Below are 19,365 nucleotides of genomic sequence, written 5' to 3' on the forward strand. Positions count from 1 at the left end.
CGCTTTAACTGAGCCCTGAAACCTGCCGCCTGTTCCCTTGAGGAAATTCCAAATCACCTTTGGAATGACGCTTTTTCCGCCATCCACACCACCCCGATATCCTCACCGCACTCCATCATCCTCACTTCGCGCCGTAATCCTCATCTCGCTCCGTCATCCTCACGAAAGTGGGGATCTGCTTTTCCGGTAGATTCCCTGTAACATCAGGCAAAGACGTAAGGTTAGAGCGCTTTAACTGAGCCCTGAAACCTGCCGCCTGTTCCCTTGAGGAAATTCCAAATCACCTTTGGAATGACGCTTTTTCTTAGAGAAAACTCCGATTTTGGTTTAGAATAGCCGTTTTTATCATAATCATTTGGAGTTCGCGTGTCGGTCCCCGGTAATTTGTTTATTTTGTCTGCCCCTAGCGGCGCAGGTAAGTCCAGTCTTATTAAAGCGTTGCTGGCGCAAAAATCTGATCGCGCGATGCAGGTATCGGTATCACATACAACCCGGGATCCTCGTCCGGGTGAAGTTAATGGCGAACATTATCATTTTGTTAGCGTCGATGAGTTTAAAGCCTTGATTGCCGATAATGCTTTTTATGAATGGGCCGAAGTCTTTGGTAATTATTACGGTACCTCGGAAGCGGCGATTGATGCACAGCTTGAGCAAGGCATCGATGTATTTCTGGATATTGACTGGCAAGGTGCGCAGCAGGTTCGTTTGCGTCACCCGCAAGTGACCACCATTTTTATCTCGCCGCCGAGCAAAGAAGCGTTATTGAGTCGTCTGCAATCCCGCGGTCAGGATAGTGACGAAGTGATTGCTGAGCGTATGGCTCAGGCAAAATCGGAATGTTCACACTTTGAAGAATTTGACTACATCGTGGTCAATGATGAGTTTGAAACCGCATTAATCGATCTTACGACGATTGTGAATAATCAGCGTTTAAAGCGCTCGCAACAGGCTATGAAGCATCGCCAGATGTTTAACCAGTTGCTCGAAGATTAATCACATTAAAACCTGCAAACGATCCAAATTTTGAGAAAAAGATCCTTTGCATAGCTAGCATAAACTTTAAGCATTTAGTAAACTACACAATCTTATATAAATTCTGTGGGTATAATGCCCTTTGCACTTGGAGTAAATACATGGCTCGCGTTACTGTTGAAGATGCAGTTGATAAAGTTGGTAATCGTTTTGATTTGGTTTTGATCGCGTCTCGTCGTGCACGTCAAATCGCTACTGGTGGTAAAGATGCCCTGGTTGAGATTGAAAATGATAAGCCGACTGTACTGGCTCTGCGTGAGATTGAAGCAGAATTGATCAATACCGAAATTATGGACAATGCTGATCGCCAGGAACAAGTACAACAAGACTCTGCAGAGTTAGCTGCTGTTGCTGCGATAGTTGGCAACCAGATTTAATAGTTCCCCAGCCAATGGTTAAGCTCTTAACCATTGGCTTTCTTACTTTTTCCACGTATTCTTAGATCAGCCCCTCTGATTTGCATCTGACTGTATTCCCTGGGAGATATGGGTGTACTTATTTGAACCACTAAAAAAACAAGCCGAAAGCTATTTACCTGCCGAGCAAGTCGAATTGCTAAAGCAGGCTTACCTCGTGGCATTTGACGCCCACGACGGACAAATGCGTTCAAGCGGCGATCCTTATATTACCCACCCTGTCGCAGTTGCCCGCAACCTGGCTGAAATGCACCTTGATCATGAAACTTTAATGGCAGCCTTGCTCCATGATGTGATTGAAGATACCGAGACCACCAAAGATGAACTGGCTGAGCTGTTTGGCTCTACAGTGGCTGAGCTCGTGGAAGGCGTTAGTAAGCTGGATAAAATTAGCTTTAGTTCCAAACAGGAAGCTCAAGCTGAAAACTTTCGGAAAATGATCCTGGCCATGGTGCAGGATATCCGGGTGATTCTAATCAAACTTGCGGATCGAACCCACAATATGCGCACTCTGGGTGCTCTACGCCCAGAAAAGCGCCGACGCATTGCCCGAGAAACTCTGGAAATCTACGCGCCGATCGCAAATCGCCTTGGTATTCATGGTATTAAAAATGAGCTCGAGGTACTGGGATTTGAAGCCCTTTATCCGATGCGTTCGAGGGCCTTAAAGCAAGCTGTTAAACAAGCTCGTGGTAATCGCAAAGAGATTATTGCCAATATTCAGAGTGAGATTGAAACCCGTCTTGAAGAATCCGGAATCGATGCTCAGGTTGTGGGTCGGGAAAAGCATCTGTATTCGATTTATCGCAAAATGCTCAACAAAGAGCTGATGTTTAACGAAGTGATGGATATCTATGCGTTTCGAATTATTGTCGATAACAAAATAGATACCTGTTATCGCGCGCTTGGTGCCGCTCATAATTTGTTTAAACCGATCGAGACTCGGTTTAAAGACTACATTGCTATCCCAAAAAGTAATGGTTATCAGTCATTGCATACTTCATTAATCGGTCCTCACGGTATTCCGGTTGAAATTCAAATCCGTACCACGGATATGGATCAAATGGCTGACCGTGGTGTTGCCGCCCATTGGTTGTACAAACAAGATGGCGATGATGACAGCGGTACGACCGCCCAGGTTCGTGCCCGCAAATGGATGCAAAGTTTAATGGAGCTGCAGCAAAGCGCGGGTAGCTCATTTGAATTTATCGAAAACGTTAAAACCGATTTATTCCCGGAAGAAATTTACGTATTTACCCCTGAAGGGAAAATTATTGAATTGCCAATGGGCGCGACCGCGGTTGATTTTGCCTATGCCGTACATTCGGATGTGGGCAACAGTTGCGTCGGCGCTAAAGTTGAGCGTAAGCCATATCCATTAAGGCAACCCCTGTTATCCGGGCAAACCATCGAAATTATTACCGCCAGCGGTGCGCATCCGAATGCCACTTGGTTAAACTTTGTGGTCACCGCTAAAGCCCGTCTACAAATTCGTCATTATTTGCGTTCCCAGGAAGAAAACCAGTCATTGGCTCTGGGTAAACGATTGTTGACTCATGCCTTAGGGCAAACCAATCTGGAAGATATTCCAGCGGAAAAAATTGAACAGGTGGTTAATGATACCGGCTATCATTCCATGGACGAGTTATTGGTGAATATCGGGTTAGGTAACGCCTTGAGCATCGGCGTTGCCCGTCGACTGACCGGTGATTTCACTTCGGACAACGACGAACCTGTGTACGGTAAAGCGAAGATGCCTATCAAAGGCTCTGAAGGTATGCTGGTGACCTATGGTAAATGTTGTCATCCCATTCCTGGGGATGACATTGTCGCTTATATTTCTTCCGGTAAAGGCTTAATGGTGCATCAGGATGGCTGTCGTAATATTGGCGGTCGCGAGAAAGAATTAGGTAAGTTTTTCCCGGTGAAATGGGATCCGGATGTGGACAATGAATTTATAGCCCTACTGCGGGTCGAAATCATTAACCACCAGGGCGTATTGGCAAAATTAACTTCGGTAATCTCCCAGTGTGAGTCCAATATCCGAACGCTTAATACCGAAGAAAAAGACTCGAATCTGTACTTGATTTCGATTGAGCTAACCTGTCGGAACCGAGTCCATATCGCCAATATCATTCGTAAAATTAAAATAATGCCGGATGTACAGAAAGTTATCCGGCCGAGAAAATAACGAGAATAACCAGGGATTATAGATGAAAACTATCATATCAACTGATGACGCACCCAGCGCAATTGGCACCTACTCACAAGCCGTGAAAGTCGGCAATACAGTCTATCTTTCTGGCCAGATCCCTTTGGTTCCGGAAACCATGGAAGTGATTTCCGATGACTTTGCTGAGCAGGCCGAACAAGTATTTAAAAACCTGACGGCAGTGTGTGAAGCTGCCGGTGGCGAAATCAATGATATGGTGAAAGTGAATATCTTTTTAACGGATTTGAGCCATTTTGCTATGGTTAATGAGATCATGGCACGTTATTTCTCAAAACCTTTTCCGGCACGTGCAGCCATCGGCGTCAATGAGTTACCAAAAGGGGTGGCAATTGAGATCGACGGCATTATGAAACTGCCCAGTGTAAACTAAGGTCAGCAGACCTTAGCGTAAATAAATAAAGACTGAATTTATGACCCCGCAAAGACATCAACGCATTCTTGACATGCTTAATAAACGTCAAGTCGACTTAACGGTTTGTATGGAAGGGGTCCACAAGCCTCATAATCTCGCCGCTGTGGTTCGCACCTGTGATGCCATCGGTATTCACGATGTGCATGCGGTATGGAAAAACGAGCGGATGCGAGTTGGTGGTGGCAGTGCGGTTGGTTCGCAAAACTGGGTCAATGTAAATCATTACGACAATACCAGAGATGCCGTATTGCGCCTGAAAAATCAGGGCATGCAGGTTCTGGTCACTAATTTGTCGGAAACCTCGGTGGATTATCGGGAAATTGATTACACCAAACCCACCGCCATTATCCTGGGACAGGAAAAATTCGGAGCCAGTGAAGAAGCTCTGGCGCTAGCGGATCAGGATATCATTATTCCCATGGTTGGCATGGTACAGTCATTAAACGTGTCAGTCGCCTGCGCCGTTACCTTGTACGAAGCGCAACGCCAGCGTCAACTGGCTGGGATGTATGATACGCCAAGCGACATCTCCAACGAAGAACGTAATCGAGTCTTATTTGAAGGTGGTCATCCAATATTTGCCAAAGCTTGTCAGCGCAAAGGCTTACCTTATCCACAGATTGATGAGGAAGGTCATATTGTTGCCAATGACGAGTGGTGGCGAAAAATGCAAATGAACCAGGAAGCCTGGGAAGACTTAGACTCTTAATCATGAGTATGCGCCAGGGACAGGTTCAGGAAGGACTAACAAAGCTCGCACAAACACCGGTTACGGTGTTAAAAGGCGTCGGCCCTGGTGTGGCCAGCAAGCTTGAAAAGCTTGGCTTGTATACCTTACAGGATGTGCTTTTTCATTTACCTTTGCGTTATGAAGACAGAACCCGGGTCTATGCGATTCGGGATCTGCTCCCGGGGTTGCATACATCCATTGTTGGTGAAGTGGTGGACTGTCAGGTCAGTTTTGGCCGTAAGCGCATGCTGCTTTGCCGGGTAAACGATGGTACCGGCGAAATTACCCTGAGATTCTTTCATTTCTCGGCCGCTCAAAAAAACAACCTGACCGTCGGCACCACCCTGCGATGTTTTGGTGAAATTCACCGTGGCGCGAGGGGGTTTGAAATCATCCACCCCGAATACAAGCAACTGGATCAGGACGAACCGCATATCGCCGTTGAGGAAAACCTGACACCTGTGTATCCCACAACCGAAGGCCTGCGTCAGGTTAGTTTGCGCAATATTTGCGATCAGGCATTGAATCGTTTGCAACGCGGCAGTGTCGAAGACTTACTCCCTGTAGGCACCTTTGAAGAATCCATTTCTCTGGCCGAAGCCATTCAAATTATTCATCGCCCACCGGCGGATGTAGCGATTACTGCCATCGAAGAAGGTCGCCACCCTGCGCAATTACGCTTGATTAAAGAAGAGTTACTGGCTCATAACCTCAGTATGTTAAAACTGCGCCAGTCCAGCGATAAACATGCTGCCATTGGGTTAACTATCGATAAGAGCCTGGAACAGAAATTTTTAGCATCCTTACCGTTTTCACCAACCAATGCTCAACAACGAGTGGTCAACGAATTACGTGCCGATTTGCAAAAAAACGTGCCGATGATGCGGCTGGTGCAAGGCGATGTGGGTTCAGGTAAAACCCTGGTGGCGGCATTGGCGGCGCTGACCGCGATAGGTCAGGGTTATCAGGTAGCACTGATGGCACCAACGGAAATCTTAGCGGAGCAACATGCCATTAACTTTGCCAATTGGTTTTCACCTTTAGGCATTAATGTTGGTTGGCTGGCTTCGAAAAGCAAAGCCAAAGTAAAACAACATGCCTTGCAGGCGATCAAAGATGGCAGCATGCAAATGGTTGTTGGTACCCATGCGTTGTTTCAGGAGCAGGTACAGTTTGCCAACATGTCGCTTATTATCATTGATGAACAACACCGGTTTGGCGTGCATCAGCGATTGGAATTGCGAGAGAAAGGAAAAATTGATGATTGCTATCCGCATCAGTTAATTATGACCGCAACTCCGATCCCAAGAACGTTGGCAATGACTGCCTATGCGGATTTGGATACTTCAGTCATTGATGAGTTACCGCCTGGGCGAACCCCGATTAAAACTGTCGCAATTGCCGATGTACGCCGTGATGAAGTCATTGATCGGGTGCGTTTATCCTGTAGCGAGCAAAATCGCCAGGCATACTGGGTCTGTACCCTGATTGAAGAATCTGAGGTGCTGGAATGTCAGGCGGCCGAAGATACGGCGACGTATCTGCAAGAACAACTCCCGAATTTAAAAGTTGGTTTAGTCCATGGGCGCATGAAACCCGCAGAAAAGCAGGAAATCATGGACGCTTTCAAAGCCGGTGACATTCATCTTTTGGTGGCCACGACGGTAATTGAAGTTGGCGTTGACGTTCCTAATGCCAGTTTAATGATTATTGAAAATCCGGAACGTTTGGGGTTGGCGCAATTGCACCAGCTGCGGGGCCGGGTGGGTCGTGGCGGTGTCGCATCGCACTGCGTTCTAATGTATAAAAGTCCGCTGTCAAAAACCGCGACCAAACGTTTATCCGTGCTACGTGAGTCCAATGATGGCTTTTTAATTGCCCAACGTGATTTAGAAATTCGCGGCCCGGGAGAGTTATTAGGGACGCGTCAGACAGGTTTGGCGGAATTGAAAATTGCCGATCTGGTGCGTGACGGCGATTTGATCGCAGACATCCTACCTAAAGCCAGTCAGCTATGGCAACAACAGCCGGATGTGGCACAAGCCCTAATCCAGCGTTGGCTGGGGAATAAAGAGAAATACTCTAATGCCTAACGAGTGCGTTAAAAATCTATAGAGTAAGTTTGAGTACTTGGTTTGCTCAGCCAATGCCCTTTGCAGTAAACTAGTAACGCTGGCGCTGAAATTATCATAAAATTTCAGGCGTTAGTGCCCAGAATTTAATTACTCGGATCCAATTTGATGACTATCGATAAAAACCCCACCACGGATTTTGGCTACAAACAAGTTAAGACCGAAGAGAAAGAGCAAATGGTTGCTGGCGTATTTCACTCCGTGGCTCAGCAATATGACATTATGAATGACTTAATGTCTTTTGGAATTCATCGTCTGTGGAAACGTTTCACGATTGATGCCAGTGGCGCGCGTCCGGGTAACAAGGTATTAGATTTGGCCGGTGGAACAGGTGACTTAACCGCCAAATTTTCAAAAATTGTCGGCCGCGAAGGTCAGGTAGTCTTAGCGGATATTAACAGCTCAATGCTAAATGTTGGCAGAGACAAACTGCGCGATCTTGGCGTCGTTGGCAACGTTGATTATGTGCAGGCCAATGCCCAGGCGCTGCCATTTGAAGACAACACCTTTGATATTGTTACCATTGCATTCGGACTTCGCAATGTGACCGATAAGGATGAAGCATTGCGTTCAATCTATCGCGTATTAAAGCCTGGTGGTCGCTTATTGGTGTTGGAATTTTCCAAGCCAGAGCATGAACTTCTCAATAAAGTTTACGATTTTTATTCCTTCAATATTCTTCCTAAAATGGGTGATATGGTTGCCAAAGATGGTGACAGTTATGAATACCTGGCGGAATCTATTCGTATGCATCCGGATCAGGAAACGTTAAAAGCCATGATGGAAAATGCCGGCTTTGATCAAACCAGCTATCATAATCTTACCGGTGGCATTGTGGCGTTGCATAAAGGATTTAAATTTTAATATGTCTGTTAAAGACCTACTGCCACAATTACTGTGCAGTGCGTTAGAAAAGGTCATTAATTCAGCCTTGTCGCTGGATCCTAAGCAGGCTATAACCTTAAGTCAGATGGAACAGCAGGCGCTTACCCTGCAATTACGAGAGCTTGGGTTTGAGTTGTCATTTCTGGTGGCCCAGGAGCAGGTCATGGTCATGTCCTGCCGCATTGAACACAGCTGCTACTTGGCCACGGATTTTGCCACCTTACCAAAGCTGACAAAGCCACAATTGCTTCCGGAATTAATTAAACAAGGTGCGATTGAAATCGAAGGCGATGTTCAGCAAGCGCAGCGATTTGCGCAACTCGGGCAATCTCTGGATATTGACTGGCAGCAACAGATAGCGCAGCACATCGGCGATATCCCGACCCATTATCTGAGTCGTTTGGTGCACAATGTCAAACGTAAGGCTCGGTTTGCACAACGGCAAATTGAGCAGGATGCGAGCGAATATTTGTTGTATGAGCAGCCGGTTTTGGTCAACCAGGCGGTCATTAAAGATTTTAACGGGCAGGTTGAACAACTTGCCAGTGATACCAAGGCGATTGAGCAACGTATCAATCAACTAACAACAACCCTGACAGCGAAGGAATAACGTGCGTAGCCAGCGACTCTATCAAATCATTAAGACATTTTTGCAGTATGGTCTGGATGAACTGTTACCACGGAATAAAATCCCCTGGTATGGCAAACTTCTGCGTATGTGTTTTTTCTGGTTACGCAATCAGCACAAAGATAAATCGATAGAGCAACGCTTTCGCCTGGCGATTGAATCTTTGGGCCCGGTATATATCAAATTTGGACAAATGCTATCGACCCGTCGTGATTTGCTAAACCCTGAATTTGCCGATGAATTGGCCCGACTACAGGACAATGTCGAGCCTTTTGACGGAGCGTTAGCCAGGCAGCGGATTGTCGATGCAATAGGTGCGGATAAGTTTGAGCAGAGTTTTATCGAATTTGACCAACAACCTCTGGCGTCCGCGTCAATTGCCCAGGTGCATTGTGCAAAAATGCTGCGTGCTGAAGATAATGACGCGATTAATGTGGTGATTAAGGTGATCCGTCCTGGCATTGAATCCGTGATTGTTGCCGATATCGAAGTCATGCAGATGTTCGCCAGACTGGTGAGTCAGTATTATCACGAAGGCAAGCGCTTGCGTCCGGTTGAAGTAGTAGATGAGTACCGAAAAACCATTATGGACGAACTGGATTTATTGAGAGAAGCAGCCAATTCAATTCAGTTAAAACGTAATTTTGCCGATGATGACGTACTCTATGTACCGGAAGTCTATAGTGACTATTGCACCAAAGAAGTGATGGTGATGGAGCGGATTTACGGCATCGGGGTGGGCGAAGTTGAGCAGCTAAAAGCGGCAAATGTAAATATGCAGCGATTGGCAGAACGTGGTGTTGAAGTGTTTTTTACCCAGGTATTTCGCGACAGCTTTTTTCATGCTGATATGCACCCGGGGAATGTATTTGTCGATGTCACTGACCCTGCTGACCCTAGTTGGATTGCGATTGATTGCGGTATTGTCGGTACACTAAACAAGGAAGATAAACGTTATCTGGCGGAAAATTTCGTCGCGTTTTTCAATCGTGATTATTATCAAGTCGCTCAATTGCATGTAGACTCAGGCTGGGTGCCGGCGGATACCAATGTCGAAGAATTTGAGTTTGCCATCCGCACCGTTTGTGAGCCAATCTTTGAAAAACCGTTGGCTGAAATCTCCTTTGGTCAGGTATTGATTAATTTGTTTAATACCGCGCGCCGGTTTGATATGGAAGTACAACCGCAATTGGTGTTATTGCAGAAAACGTTATTGTACATCGAAGGGTTGGGGCGACAACTTTATCCCGAACTGGATTTATGGAAAACCGCCAAGCCTTATTTGGAAGCCTGGGTTAAAGAGCAAATGGGGCCTAAGGCATTATATAATCAGGTTAAAGAAAAGCTGCCGTTTTGGGGCGAGAAATTGCCGGAACTTCCGGATTTGGTATATGACTACCTTAAAACCAGTCAGCAAACCAAGATCAGTCAACTGACTCTAGTGAAACAAATGCAACAGCAGCATCTGCAAAGTAAACGCCTGCAACTGACCGTGGTTTCGGTTGGTCTTCTTATCGCATCAAGTGTCGTAGCCACTCAGGAATTTTATCAACTGGCTAGCCTTGGTGGCATTATTGGTTTGATCTTGATGTTGCGGTCGTTGAAGGATTAACGGCGGCCCTGTCGGCGTGACAAGCATTATACCAATCCCACTAAGTTTGTGCACAACTCAGAGTTAGAGCCGAGGTTCATTTACAACATAGATTTTATTGATATAGTCATTCTATATTAATGAAATATAGGGCCGAAAATGGGCCTCTCACTAACTCCCTTCGGGTGAGTTTAAAGGCGTTTATCCTGCGTTACTGATTTTGGCTCATTTTAAGAGCGGAATAACCATTCTCTGCAATCAAAGCCTTGTCTAAAAGCCTTTAAATTCTCACTGAGTGAGCAATAATTTAATGGGATTGGTATTATTTATTTTGTTTGGTAAAGTAACCTTCAACACGCAATGCCAACCCAGGGGTCGTGTCGTAATTGCGCTCTTCTTCCCAGAGCAAAAAGGGTTCTATTTCAAAAAACAGCCAGTCCCGGATTGCATTCACCCGATATCGGTAACCTAACCGATATTCTTCAATGAGAAAACCACGATCGCCATTGCGTTCCCCTTCAACCGTTAGGCTGGTTACGGTGGCGCTGCGATGGTCTATTTGCTTGAAATAGTACGCGCCATGACGCCACCTGGCGCCAGAATAAGCCTCGGAACCGCTAATGGAATAATTAATTTGCAGTTGCCGGTCGAGCGAGGGTGTATAGGCATATTGCAAAAACAGGCGTGAACCAAAACCGTCACTCAGGAAATAATAGATGGACGGCTCCATTTTAAAGGCATGAATTTTGGTGTAGTCGGTTTGTAGCTTTAAGCGAGCCTTGGTGAATAAATCGCCACCGGAGATACCAATGCGAGTGTCAATATAACTGTTTTCGTCCTCTTGATTGACCACGCGCAATGCTGCTGTGAATCTATCGTCTTCGAGATCTCGGTTCAAAGGTAAGTCATTACCGTAGTTTTCGATACCGGTCGATTGATCGTCATCGTCAGAAAAAATGACGTCGACTTTACTTTCAAAATGCGGCAAGCGTAAGCGGATCCGAAATCTCTGGGTAAATTCCCCCCAGTCCCCTGCTCTTGGCTCCCAGCCAAAACGTATCCGCGCAAGCGATTTCGGGTTTGCCTGCTCTTCATTGTCATTGGCAAAAAAGCTATCAAACCACAACGCCGTGTTAAAGAAAGTATCACTCACGGCACCATGAAAGTCCCCCAGCCAATCGTCATCATCGGCGTGGGCTTCCTGCTCTTTTTGTTGTTCGATGGCGGTTATCTCAATGATTTCCATTTCCATGTCCGACTGCTGTTGAGCAAAGGCTACAGTGGACAAACATAAGATGGGGATCAGTAAGCACCAATACACATTATTGTTATTTTTCACGATAATCGATGTTGAATTTGATTAGAAAACGTCCTTCTTTCAAATATAACTATAGCAATAATCCTAATTTTTGAGGGGGCAGGTACGCATTGACTGAATATGCTCTGTGACATTGAGTTGAGCGACTAGCAATGAGAGATAGAACCGTTACCAGACCTGTCATAAAACAAAGCGGATGACTTGTGCCCGTTCCGACCGTATCGTTGATAAATTCTCACCGAATGATCAGCTACTTATAACAGTTGCTATAAAGTGTATAATTAAACACTTACTCGACTTATAATAAGAACAATCTACAGAAAAGGAAAATGATTATGGCTGGAATTAGTCTTTGGCAATTATTGATTGTATTGGTAATTGTGATTTTATTATTCGGTACCAAACGTCTGCGCAATTTGGGCGGCGATTTGGGTTCAGCATTAAAAGGCTTTAAAAAAGCGGTTAGTGAAGACGAAGCAAAACAAGACGAAGCCAATCAAGACGAGCCGGCAAACGAGCAGCTTGCGAAAAAAGCCAAAGCTGAGCCTAGCGAAGCAAGCGTAAAGGAAAAAGATCAGGCCTAGGTCTGGATTATTTATGTTTGATATTGGTTTTTGGGAACTTACGGTAATAGCGGTCATGGGTCTGGTAATATTAGGGCCTGACCGATTGCCTACGGCGATTCGTACCGTACGTAATTGGGTGCGCAATGTGCAACGTTTCAGTCAGAATGTTCAGACTGAAATCAAAGAAGAACTGCGTATCCATGAATTACATAACAATTTGAAAGAAGCAGAAAAGCAGGGTTTTGAAAATCTTACAACCGACGTAAAAGACTCGGTGGAAAGTCTGAAAAAAGCTGCAGAAGAAGCGACCCGTCCCTACGAAGATACGATAAAAGACGAGAGTAAGAAAAATAATGACGGATGAACAAAACCAGGGCTCATCCTTATTTGACCATTTGTTGGAATTGCGCAATCGCCTGTTGGCTATGATAGGGTCAATTTTGGTCATTTTTGCCAGCCTGGCCTACTTTGCCAAAGACATTTATCGGACGTTGGCAAAACCCTTAGTTGATGTTATGCCGGAAGGGACAAATATGATCGCGACTCATGTCGCATCCCCATTTATTGCGCCGTTTAAACTCACCTTAGTGGTTTCCATTTTTCTCGCCATGCCATATATGTTATATCAGCTATGGAAGTTCGTGGCGCCGGGTTTGTATCAAAACGAGAAGCGTCTGGTCGCGCCGTTGCTTATCGGCAGTAGTTTGCTGTTTTATGGCGGGATTGCGTTTGCTTACTTTATTGTTTTTCCTCTGGCATTTTCTTTTTTCAATTCTGTGACGCCCGATGGCGTTGTTATTGCGACCGACATTAGTAGTTATCTCGATTTTGTCCTGAAAATATTCTTTGCATTTGGTGCCGCTTTTGAGATCCCAATCGCCATTATTTTAATGTGTTGGACAGGCTTTACAACGCCGGCAAAGTTGCGAGAAAAACGGCCTTATGTCATTGTGTCTGTCTTTATTATTGGCATGTTGCTAACACCACCTGATGTGATTTCACAAACCTTGTTAGCATTGCCTATGTGGTTGCTATTTGAATTAGGTATTATTTTATCGTCATTTTACCGAAAACGTGAGACTGACGAGGAAAGTAAAGGTATAGAATAATGAAAAACTGGCTTGTATTAATAACATTACTCCTGACTCCAACGATGGCGTTGGCCAACAATGTCGTCGACCCTTTGTTGTGGGGATGTAGTGAAATAGATGATGATGACAAGCGTTTATCCTGCTTTGATGCATATATTAAGCAAAAATCCGCATTGCAATCGAAACCTGCAAAGGATCCTCAACCTCTGGTGCTTAATTCAAATGGTGATCACACTCAAAATACCGCTAAGCCTTTACCTCAGCCTGCTCCAGAATCAGACGTGAAACAACAGTTTGGCCTTGAGCATAAAAAAACTGAAGAAGAAAAAAAGGTAACAAAAATAACGTCAACGTTAACTAGTGCAACCAAGAAGGCCCACAACAAATGGTCTTTTACCTTGGATAATGGCCAGAAGTGGCGAACCATAGAAGCGACAACTACCTCGTTTAAAGTGGGTCAGTCAGTCGTCATTGAGCGCGGAATGTTTAATTCTTTTTCATTGAAGAAAACCGGATCAAACCGCACCGTCAAAGTAAAGCGCATTCAATAAAATGGCCGTAAGCTTGGTTGATATCGGTGTTAACCTAACCAGCAGCAGATTTGATAAAGACCGCTCCGATGTGATTATAAGAGCCCGCGCTGCCGGTGTGAAAGAAATGTTGTTAACCGGTACCAATGTCAACGAAAGTCGAAAGGCTTTGGCATTGGCGCAACATCACGAATACATGTATTGCACCGCAGGGGTTCATCCACACGATGCCGATGGGGTCGAGGAGGATTACCTCGCGCAATTAACCGAGCTTTGCCAGGATAATAATGTCAGTGCCGTTGGAGAATGCGGGTTAGATTTTAATCGTAATTTCTCGACACCGCAAAATCAGCAGCGGGTGTTTCAGGAGCAGTTGGCGTTAGCGGTCGAGCTAAAAAAGCCGGTATTTTTACATCAGCGAGATGCTTTTCCTACCTGGAAGGGCATTATTGATGAACAATTAGCCAAGCTGTCGGGTGGGGTTTCTCACTGTTTTACCGGATCACTAGCAGAGCTTAAACAAGTGTTGGACATGGGACTGTATGTCGGAATAACGGGTTGGATTAGCGATCCAAAGCGCGGTCAGGATTTATTTGATATTGCCAGATATATCCCCCTTGATCGTTTATTATTAGAGACCGATGCGCCCTATTTAACCCCGAAGAATATCCGTCCCCGACCGAAAAGTAGCCGTAACGAACCGTCATATTTATCCTTTGTCGCAGACACCGTGGCAACAGCTATGTGCGTTGACAAAGAAGTATTAATTACTCAAACCACAAACAATGCCAGACAATTGTTTCAGTGGACCTAGCTGGAGAGATTATGAGTATTGAACAATTTGGTCAATTCCCTGCAAGGCGCATGCGGCGCATGCGCAAAGACGACTTTTCCCGCCGTTTAATGGCTGAAAATCAACTGAGTGTGAATGATCTGATCTACCCGGTGTTTGTACTTGAAGGCGAAAATCAACGCGAGGCAATAGATTCAATGCCCGGCGTGGAACGCAAAAGTATCGACTTGTTGCTCCAAGAAGCTCAGGAATTGGTAGATTTGGGCATTCCTGCGGTCGCAATCTTTCCGGTAACGCCGGCAGACAAAAAATCGTTACTCGCCGAAGAAGCGTATAATTCTGACGGGTTGGCACAGCGAACCGTAAAAGCGTTGAAGGCTAAGTTCCCGGAACTTGGAGTGATTACAGACGTTGCCTTAGATCCTTTCACAACTCATGGTCAGGATGGCATTATTGATGACCAAGGTTATGTACTCAACGATGTTACCACGCAAATCCTGGTTAAGCAGGCACTGTCTCATGCACAGGCAGGCGCTGATGTTGTCGCACCATCCGATATGATGGATGGCCGGGTAGGCGCGATTCGTGAAGCGTTAGAAAATGCCGGCTTTGTGAATACCCGCATTCTCGCCTATTCAGCCAAATATGCGTCGAATTACTATGGCCCATTTCGTGATGCCGTAGGCTCGGCAGGCAATATCAAAGGTGGCAATAAGTACTCATATCAGATGGATCCGGCAAATTCTGACGAAGCGTTGCAAGAAATTGCTCAGGATCTGGCTGAAGGTGCTGATATGGTTATGGTAAAACCCGGTATGCCATATCTGGATATCGTTCGCCGTGTCAAAGATACCTTTAAAGTGCCGACTTATGCATATCAGGTCAGTGGTGAGTATGCTATGCATATGGCGGCAATTAATAATGGCTGGTTGGCGGAAAAACCCTGTGTTATGGAAGGCTTGCTGGCATTTAAACGAGCCGGGGCTGATGGCATATTGACCTATTTCGCCAAACAGGTAGGTTATTGGTTAAAAGAAGACAATTAGCTAAAACGATACCCGTTACTATCTTTTGGGCATCCGGGGTTTTGAGCGCTACCCCAAGTGATAATTGACTCACGAATCTACCAAACCGGGAATGATAGCTAAATGAATGCCTCCAATAAATCGGACTATTTGCGATTACATGCGGCGGTTTGGCTATTTTCTTTATGCGCTCTTTTCGCCTACTGGGTCAATACTGGTCCTGTTTTTATCGTTTTTGGTCGTACTTTTTTCGCCGCTCTGGGGATTGGTTTGTATCTATGGTTTAGGCAAACTTCGGTCTTGAGCGTTGCGACAATACCACGATATCGGTTGCTTTTATCATCGATTTTACTGGTGGTACATTGGCTAACGTTTTTCTATGCTGCGCAGCAAGCCAGCGTATCAATCGCCTTGATCACATTCGCTAGCTACCCACTATGGGTATTGCTGATTGATTGGTTTCGGGGCAATGCTTTAACGCCGGTGACGATGTTAGGTCAGGCAGTTCTTATTATGGCGGGTATCGCTCTGGTTAGCGGCGTTTTTGACGATATGAGTCTCTGGAGTGACATACAGGGTTTGACCGCAGGATTGTTATCGGCAATGACATTTGCCTGGTTAACTGATATCAATCAGGCGCTGGTCAAAACTAACAACACCCTCAACCTGACGTTTTGGCAAAATCTGCTCGCCAGTATGTTGCTGATACCCATGGTATTGATCTTGCCGTTTAATGGCGATATTACCGATATTGGTAAACTGTTTTTGCTCGGCATTATATTTACGGCGTTCGCCCATAACCTGTTGCTGAGTTCGATGCGCAGTATTCCTGCATTTTTGGTCAGTGTCAGTGTTTGCTTAGAGCCTGCTTATGGCATTGTTGCTGCTGCTATTTTATTTTCTGAGCCGTTAACGACAACGGTGATTTGTGGCATCGTGCTGGTGCTGATGAGCAACGTTTGGGCGTTATCGGAGCAACGAAAAGCAAGTGCCGCGCGACGTTAACCGCCACTAGACCCGGACAATTGTTAATTCTATATCCAGTTTGGCGATATCCAGAATTTCCTGTTTCAGTTCAGCAGAGATCAATGGGTGCAGTTTTAACCAGGCATCGGGCAACGTCAGCTGCAACGACTTATCGACACCCGTAAGTGCAAATTCAGGCATTACATCGTCTTTGCGGCGTTTTGACAATATCACCGATAATCGTAAAACGGCCAGCAACTGACAGGCCGACCAAACGTCGGCAAAGGTCTGGCGTTGTAGCAATGCCAGGTCTAAATCGGTCTTGTAATTGCCGACTAACGCACATAAAAGTAATCGTTCTGGTGCCGAAAAACCGGCGAGATCTGCATGCTGGAGGATGTAAATTGCATGCTGCTTATTGCCTTTATACTCAAGCTGTAAACCGATTTCGTGCAGGACGCAGGCGGATTGCAGTATGCTGCGATAATGATCTGGTAGTTGCCAGGAGGAGCGAAGTTGCTGACAGGCCTGATCGGCGATATCGGCCACTCTATAAGCTTGTCTTTCGTCAATATTGAATCGGATAATCAAAGCATTGAGTGTTCGAATGCGAATATTCACATTGCGCATATTCGGCAATAACTCATACAACAGTCCTTCCCGAATTGCACCGCCAGCCAGTTGTAACTCGTCGATATCCAACGCTTGAAATATAGCCAATAGAATTGCCAGACCACTGGCAAAAACCGGCTTGCGTTCGTTGACTAAGCCGTTGATGTTAAGTTGCTCGAGGCTGCCGCATGCGATAACTTTCTGGCGCAGTTCCTGCAACTTGGCCAAGGTAATGATTGGCAGACGGCCCTGAGCGGACAATACTTCGGTAATGGCCTGCAAGGTACCGGACACACCTAACGTACTTTCCCAGCTGGCATCGCAAAAAGACTGGGCATAAGGCGCTAAAACCTGTCTGGCTTGCTGTTCCGCACCCGCAAATGCCTGCTCGGTATATTGGTGCTGGGCAAAGAATTTTTGGTTAAACGTGACACAACCCATAGGAAGTGATTGCATGAGTTGAGGTTCAAATCCATGACCCACGATTAATTCGGTACTGGCGCCGCCAATATCAATGACCAGGCGGTTGTTTTGAGAAATTGTTGTGTGGGCAACCCCAAGATAGATCAGTCTGGCTTCTTCATCGCCAGAGATGACTTTAATATCATGGCCAAGAATGGTTTCAGCTTTGGCAATAAAATCTGACGCATTTACGGCTAAGCGCAGAGTCGCGGTAGCGACGATTTGGATGTTCTTGGCTGGAATGTCCTGTAAACGTTCAGCAAAAAAACTTAAACATTCCCAACCCCGAGCCATGGACTTTTGGTCCAGGCGGTTATTGGCATCAAGCCCGGAAGCGAGTCTGACTTTGCGTTTTACTTTATCTACCACCTGAACGCTATCAGCGACCAGGCGGGAGATCATCATGTGAAAACTGTTAGAGCCAAGATCAATGACGGCATAGAGCGGCTGGGTATGAGACGGTGTATCTGCCATCATCCAATGATCCTGTTCCTAAGGTTTTGAACGCCGGTGCTGTGGCCGGTTACCTGGTTTGCCACCTTTTCCACCACGACCACCACGCGGTTGATGTCGACGCGGTCGAGGTTTTGGTTTCGGTAAATCGGTAAGCAACGCATCCTGGTCATACTTACTGACCGGTAAATTGTGCTCAACATATTCTTCGATGGCCGGTAGATTAAATACGTAATCCTCACAGGCAAAGCTTATTGCATGACCTGTTGCTCCAGCACGACCGGTGCGACCAATACGGTGAACATAGTCTTCACAATCATCGGGCAAGTCGTAATTAAACACATGGGTCACGCTTGGGATGTGTAATCCGCGAGCGGCAACATCGGTTGCTACCAAAATATCCAATTCACCGGCAGTGAATTGCTCAAGAATCTTCAGGCGTTTTTTCTGAACAACATCACCGGTTAGCAGCCCTACACGAATGTTATCGGCATGCAAATGAGCATAAATGTTTTCACAGCTATGTTTGGTGTTGGCAAAAATGATCGCCTTATCTGGCCATTCTTCTTCGATTAATGTTTGCAACAGAGCCATTTTATCTTCGTTAGATGGATAAAACAGTTCTTCAGAAATACGGATGTTGGTCTTTTGCTCAGGCTCAACTTCGACGCTAACCGGATCATTCATGTGCTCGAATGCCAGCTCTTTGACGCGAAACGATAAGGTGGCCGAGTACAGCATGTTCATGCGCTCAGTTGCCGGAGGCATTTTCCTGAACAGATAGCGAATGTCTTTAATGAAACCCAAATCAAACATTCGGTCAGCTTCATCAAGAACCACCGCTTCAATATGATTTAGCTTATAAATGCCTTGTTTGTAGTAATCAATTAACCTGCCGCAGGTGCCGATCAAAATATCTACACCATTTTGTAATTCCTGGCGTTGACTTTCGTAACCTTCACCCCCATATACCACACCAAGGCGCAAACCTGTTGATTTTGATAAGGCGATTGCGTCCCGGTGAATTTGAATTGCAAGTTCCCGGGTAGGTGCCATTAAGATGGCTCTAGGTTGATTGTGGTCAGCTTTTGGCTTTTGCAGTAAATGGTGAAAAGTCGCTGCCAAAAAGGCGATGGTTTTACCTTCACCGGTTTGAGCTTGTCCGGCAATATCTTTGCCTGACATTAAAATAGGTAACGATTTGGCTTGAATCGTCGTGCAATATTGAAAGCCCATCGATTCTAAGCCTGTCACTACTTGTGGTGCCAGCTCAAAATCGGAAAACTTACTTTCGGTTAAATGTGTTTTTTTCATACGGTCAAGAATAACACTATCTAACTGATCAATTAAGTAATATCTGGATTAAAACCAATTCTGATAAAAATCGGGCTGATTCGCACGGTTAGCCGATAAAAAGAATGGGTATCTGGGATAAATGAATTCTTGAATCCGCTTGGTAGATAGAGCGATTTCAGGGTTAGAGTAACTTA

General features: G+C 45.6%; 19 protein-coding genes. 16 read left to right on the top strand and 3 right to left on the bottom strand.

All coding sequences use genetic code 11. The annotated features are described in order from the left end of the window. Positions 1–366: 366 nt before the first annotated feature. The 9 genes from gmk to ubiB all read left to right on the top strand — a co-directional run bounded on the left by gmk (position 367) and on the right by ubiB (position 10,080). Entirely contained in the window at positions 367–993 is a 627-nt protein-coding gene (gene gmk, locus ACHUFQ_RS13300) for a guanylate kinase (RefSeq protein ID WP_394176221.1), read from the top strand. A 140-nt stretch (positions 994–1,133) separates the two neighbouring features. Next, positions 1,134–1,409 carry a DNA-directed RNA polymerase subunit omega gene (rpoZ, locus tag ACHUFQ_RS13305; RefSeq protein ID WP_138319568.1) on the top strand — a complete coding sequence of 92 codons (276 nt, stop codon included), beginning with the start codon at positions 1,134–1,136 and terminating at the stop codon, positions 1,407–1,409. Between the two features lie 112 nt (positions 1,410–1,521). Then, complete coding sequence (spoT, locus tag ACHUFQ_RS13310) at positions 1,522–3,639, top strand: bifunctional GTP diphosphokinase/guanosine-3',5'-bis pyrophosphate 3'-pyrophosphohydrolase (RefSeq protein ID WP_394176223.1); 2,118 nt, start codon at positions 1,522–1,524, stop codon at positions 3,637–3,639. A 22-nt stretch (positions 3,640–3,661) separates the two neighbouring features. After that, the gene (locus ACHUFQ_RS13315; protein ID WP_394176225.1) at positions 3,662–4,051 is read left to right on the top strand and encodes a RidA family protein; all 390 of its coding nucleotides are present in this window, start codon (positions 3,662–3,664) and stop codon (positions 4,049–4,051) included. A gap of 40 nt (positions 4,052–4,091) precedes the next feature. Next, the gene (gene trmH, locus ACHUFQ_RS13320) at positions 4,092–4,802 is read left to right on the top strand and encodes a tRNA (guanosine(18)-2'-O)-methyltransferase TrmH (RefSeq protein ID WP_394176227.1); all 711 of its coding nucleotides are present in this window, start codon (positions 4,092–4,094) and stop codon (positions 4,800–4,802) included. Between the two features lie 2 nt (positions 4,803–4,804). Next, the gene (gene recG / locus ACHUFQ_RS13325) at positions 4,805–6,916 is read left to right on the top strand and encodes an ATP-dependent DNA helicase RecG (RefSeq protein ID WP_394176229.1); all 2,112 of its coding nucleotides are present in this window, start codon (positions 4,805–4,807) and stop codon (positions 6,914–6,916) included. Positions 6,917–7,063: 147 nt separating this feature from the next. Beyond that, positions 7,064–7,819, top strand: coding sequence for a bifunctional demethylmenaquinone methyltransferase/2-methoxy-6-polyprenyl-1,4-benzoquinol methylase UbiE (ubiE, locus tag ACHUFQ_RS13330; protein WP_394176231.1), 756 nt, complete (start codon positions 7,064–7,066; stop codon positions 7,817–7,819). A 1-nt stretch (position 7,820) separates the two neighbouring features. Continuing rightward, on the top strand, positions 7,821–8,450 hold the full coding sequence (locus ACHUFQ_RS13335; protein ID WP_394176233.1) for a ubiquinone biosynthesis accessory factor UbiJ: 630 nt from the start codon (positions 7,821–7,823) through the stop codon (positions 8,448–8,450). Position 8,451: 1 nt separating this feature from the next. Then, positions 8,452–10,080 carry a ubiquinone biosynthesis regulatory protein kinase UbiB gene (ubiB, locus tag ACHUFQ_RS13340; protein ID WP_394176235.1) on the top strand — a complete coding sequence of 543 codons (1,629 nt, stop codon included), beginning with the start codon at positions 8,452–8,454 and terminating at the stop codon, positions 10,078–10,080. 301 nt (positions 10,081–10,381) lie between these two features. Here the strand turns inward: ubiB and ACHUFQ_RS13345 are convergent, their stop codons facing one another. Further along, positions 10,382–11,398, bottom strand: coding sequence for a hypothetical protein (locus tag ACHUFQ_RS13345; protein ID WP_394176236.1), 1,017 nt, complete (start codon positions 11,396–11,398; stop codon positions 10,382–10,384). A 308-nt stretch (positions 11,399–11,706) separates the two neighbouring features. Here ACHUFQ_RS13345 and tatA point away from each other — a divergent pair, with 308 nt between their 5' ends. The 7 genes from tatA to ACHUFQ_RS13380 all read left to right on the top strand — a co-directional run bounded on the left by tatA (position 11,707) and on the right by ACHUFQ_RS13380 (position 16,387). Continuing rightward, positions 11,707–11,961, top strand: coding sequence for a Sec-independent protein translocase subunit TatA (gene tatA, locus ACHUFQ_RS13350; RefSeq protein WP_394176238.1), 255 nt, complete (start codon positions 11,707–11,709; stop codon positions 11,959–11,961). A 13-nt stretch (positions 11,962–11,974) separates the two neighbouring features. Beyond that, entirely contained in the window at positions 11,975–12,307 is a 333-nt protein-coding gene (tatB, locus tag ACHUFQ_RS13355; protein ID WP_394176239.1) for a Sec-independent protein translocase protein TatB, read from the top strand. After that, positions 12,297–13,052 carry a twin-arginine translocase subunit TatC gene (gene tatC / locus ACHUFQ_RS13360; RefSeq protein ID WP_394176240.1) on the top strand — a complete coding sequence of 252 codons (756 nt, stop codon included), beginning with the start codon at positions 12,297–12,299 and terminating at the stop codon, positions 13,050–13,052. The genes tatB and tatC overlap by 11 nt, the downstream gene beginning before the upstream one ends. Then, the gene (locus ACHUFQ_RS13365; RefSeq protein WP_394176244.1) at positions 13,052–13,585 is read left to right on the top strand and encodes a hypothetical protein; all 534 of its coding nucleotides are present in this window, start codon (positions 13,052–13,054) and stop codon (positions 13,583–13,585) included. Before tatC ends, ACHUFQ_RS13365 begins: the two co-directional genes overlap by 1 nt. 1 nt (position 13,586) lies before the next feature. Beyond that, positions 13,587–14,378 (top strand): TatD family hydrolase, encoded by a 792-nt coding sequence (locus tag ACHUFQ_RS13370; protein WP_394176246.1) that lies wholly within the window; start codon positions 13,587–13,589, stop codon positions 14,376–14,378. A gap of 11 nt (positions 14,379–14,389) precedes the next feature. Further along, complete coding sequence (hemB, locus tag ACHUFQ_RS13375; RefSeq protein WP_394176248.1) at positions 14,390–15,403, top strand: porphobilinogen synthase; 1,014 nt, start codon at positions 14,390–14,392, stop codon at positions 15,401–15,403. 102 nt (positions 15,404–15,505) lie between these two features. Then, a complete protein-coding gene (locus tag ACHUFQ_RS13380) occupies positions 15,506–16,387 on the top strand; it encodes a DMT family transporter (protein WP_394176249.1) in 882 nt (293 codons plus the stop codon). Between the two features lie 6 nt (positions 16,388–16,393). On the opposite strand, the gene ACHUFQ_RS13385 is transcribed toward ACHUFQ_RS13380, so the two are convergent. Both ACHUFQ_RS13385 and rhlB read right to left on the bottom strand, forming a co-directional pair. Then, on the bottom strand, positions 16,394–17,899 hold the full coding sequence (locus ACHUFQ_RS13385) for a Ppx/GppA phosphatase family protein (protein WP_394176251.1): 1,506 nt from the start codon (positions 17,897–17,899) through the stop codon (positions 16,394–16,396). Positions 17,900–17,914: 15 nt separating this feature from the next. Continuing rightward, complete coding sequence (gene rhlB, locus ACHUFQ_RS13390; RefSeq protein WP_394176253.1) at positions 17,915–19,189, bottom strand: ATP-dependent RNA helicase RhlB; 1,275 nt, start codon at positions 19,187–19,189, stop codon at positions 17,915–17,917. Positions 19,190–19,365: the final 176 nt, after the last annotated feature.

Source organism: Thalassotalea litorea (assembly GCF_043642205.1).
GTDB lineage: Bacteria > Pseudomonadota > Gammaproteobacteria > Enterobacterales > Alteromonadaceae > Thalassotalea_A > Thalassotalea_A litorea.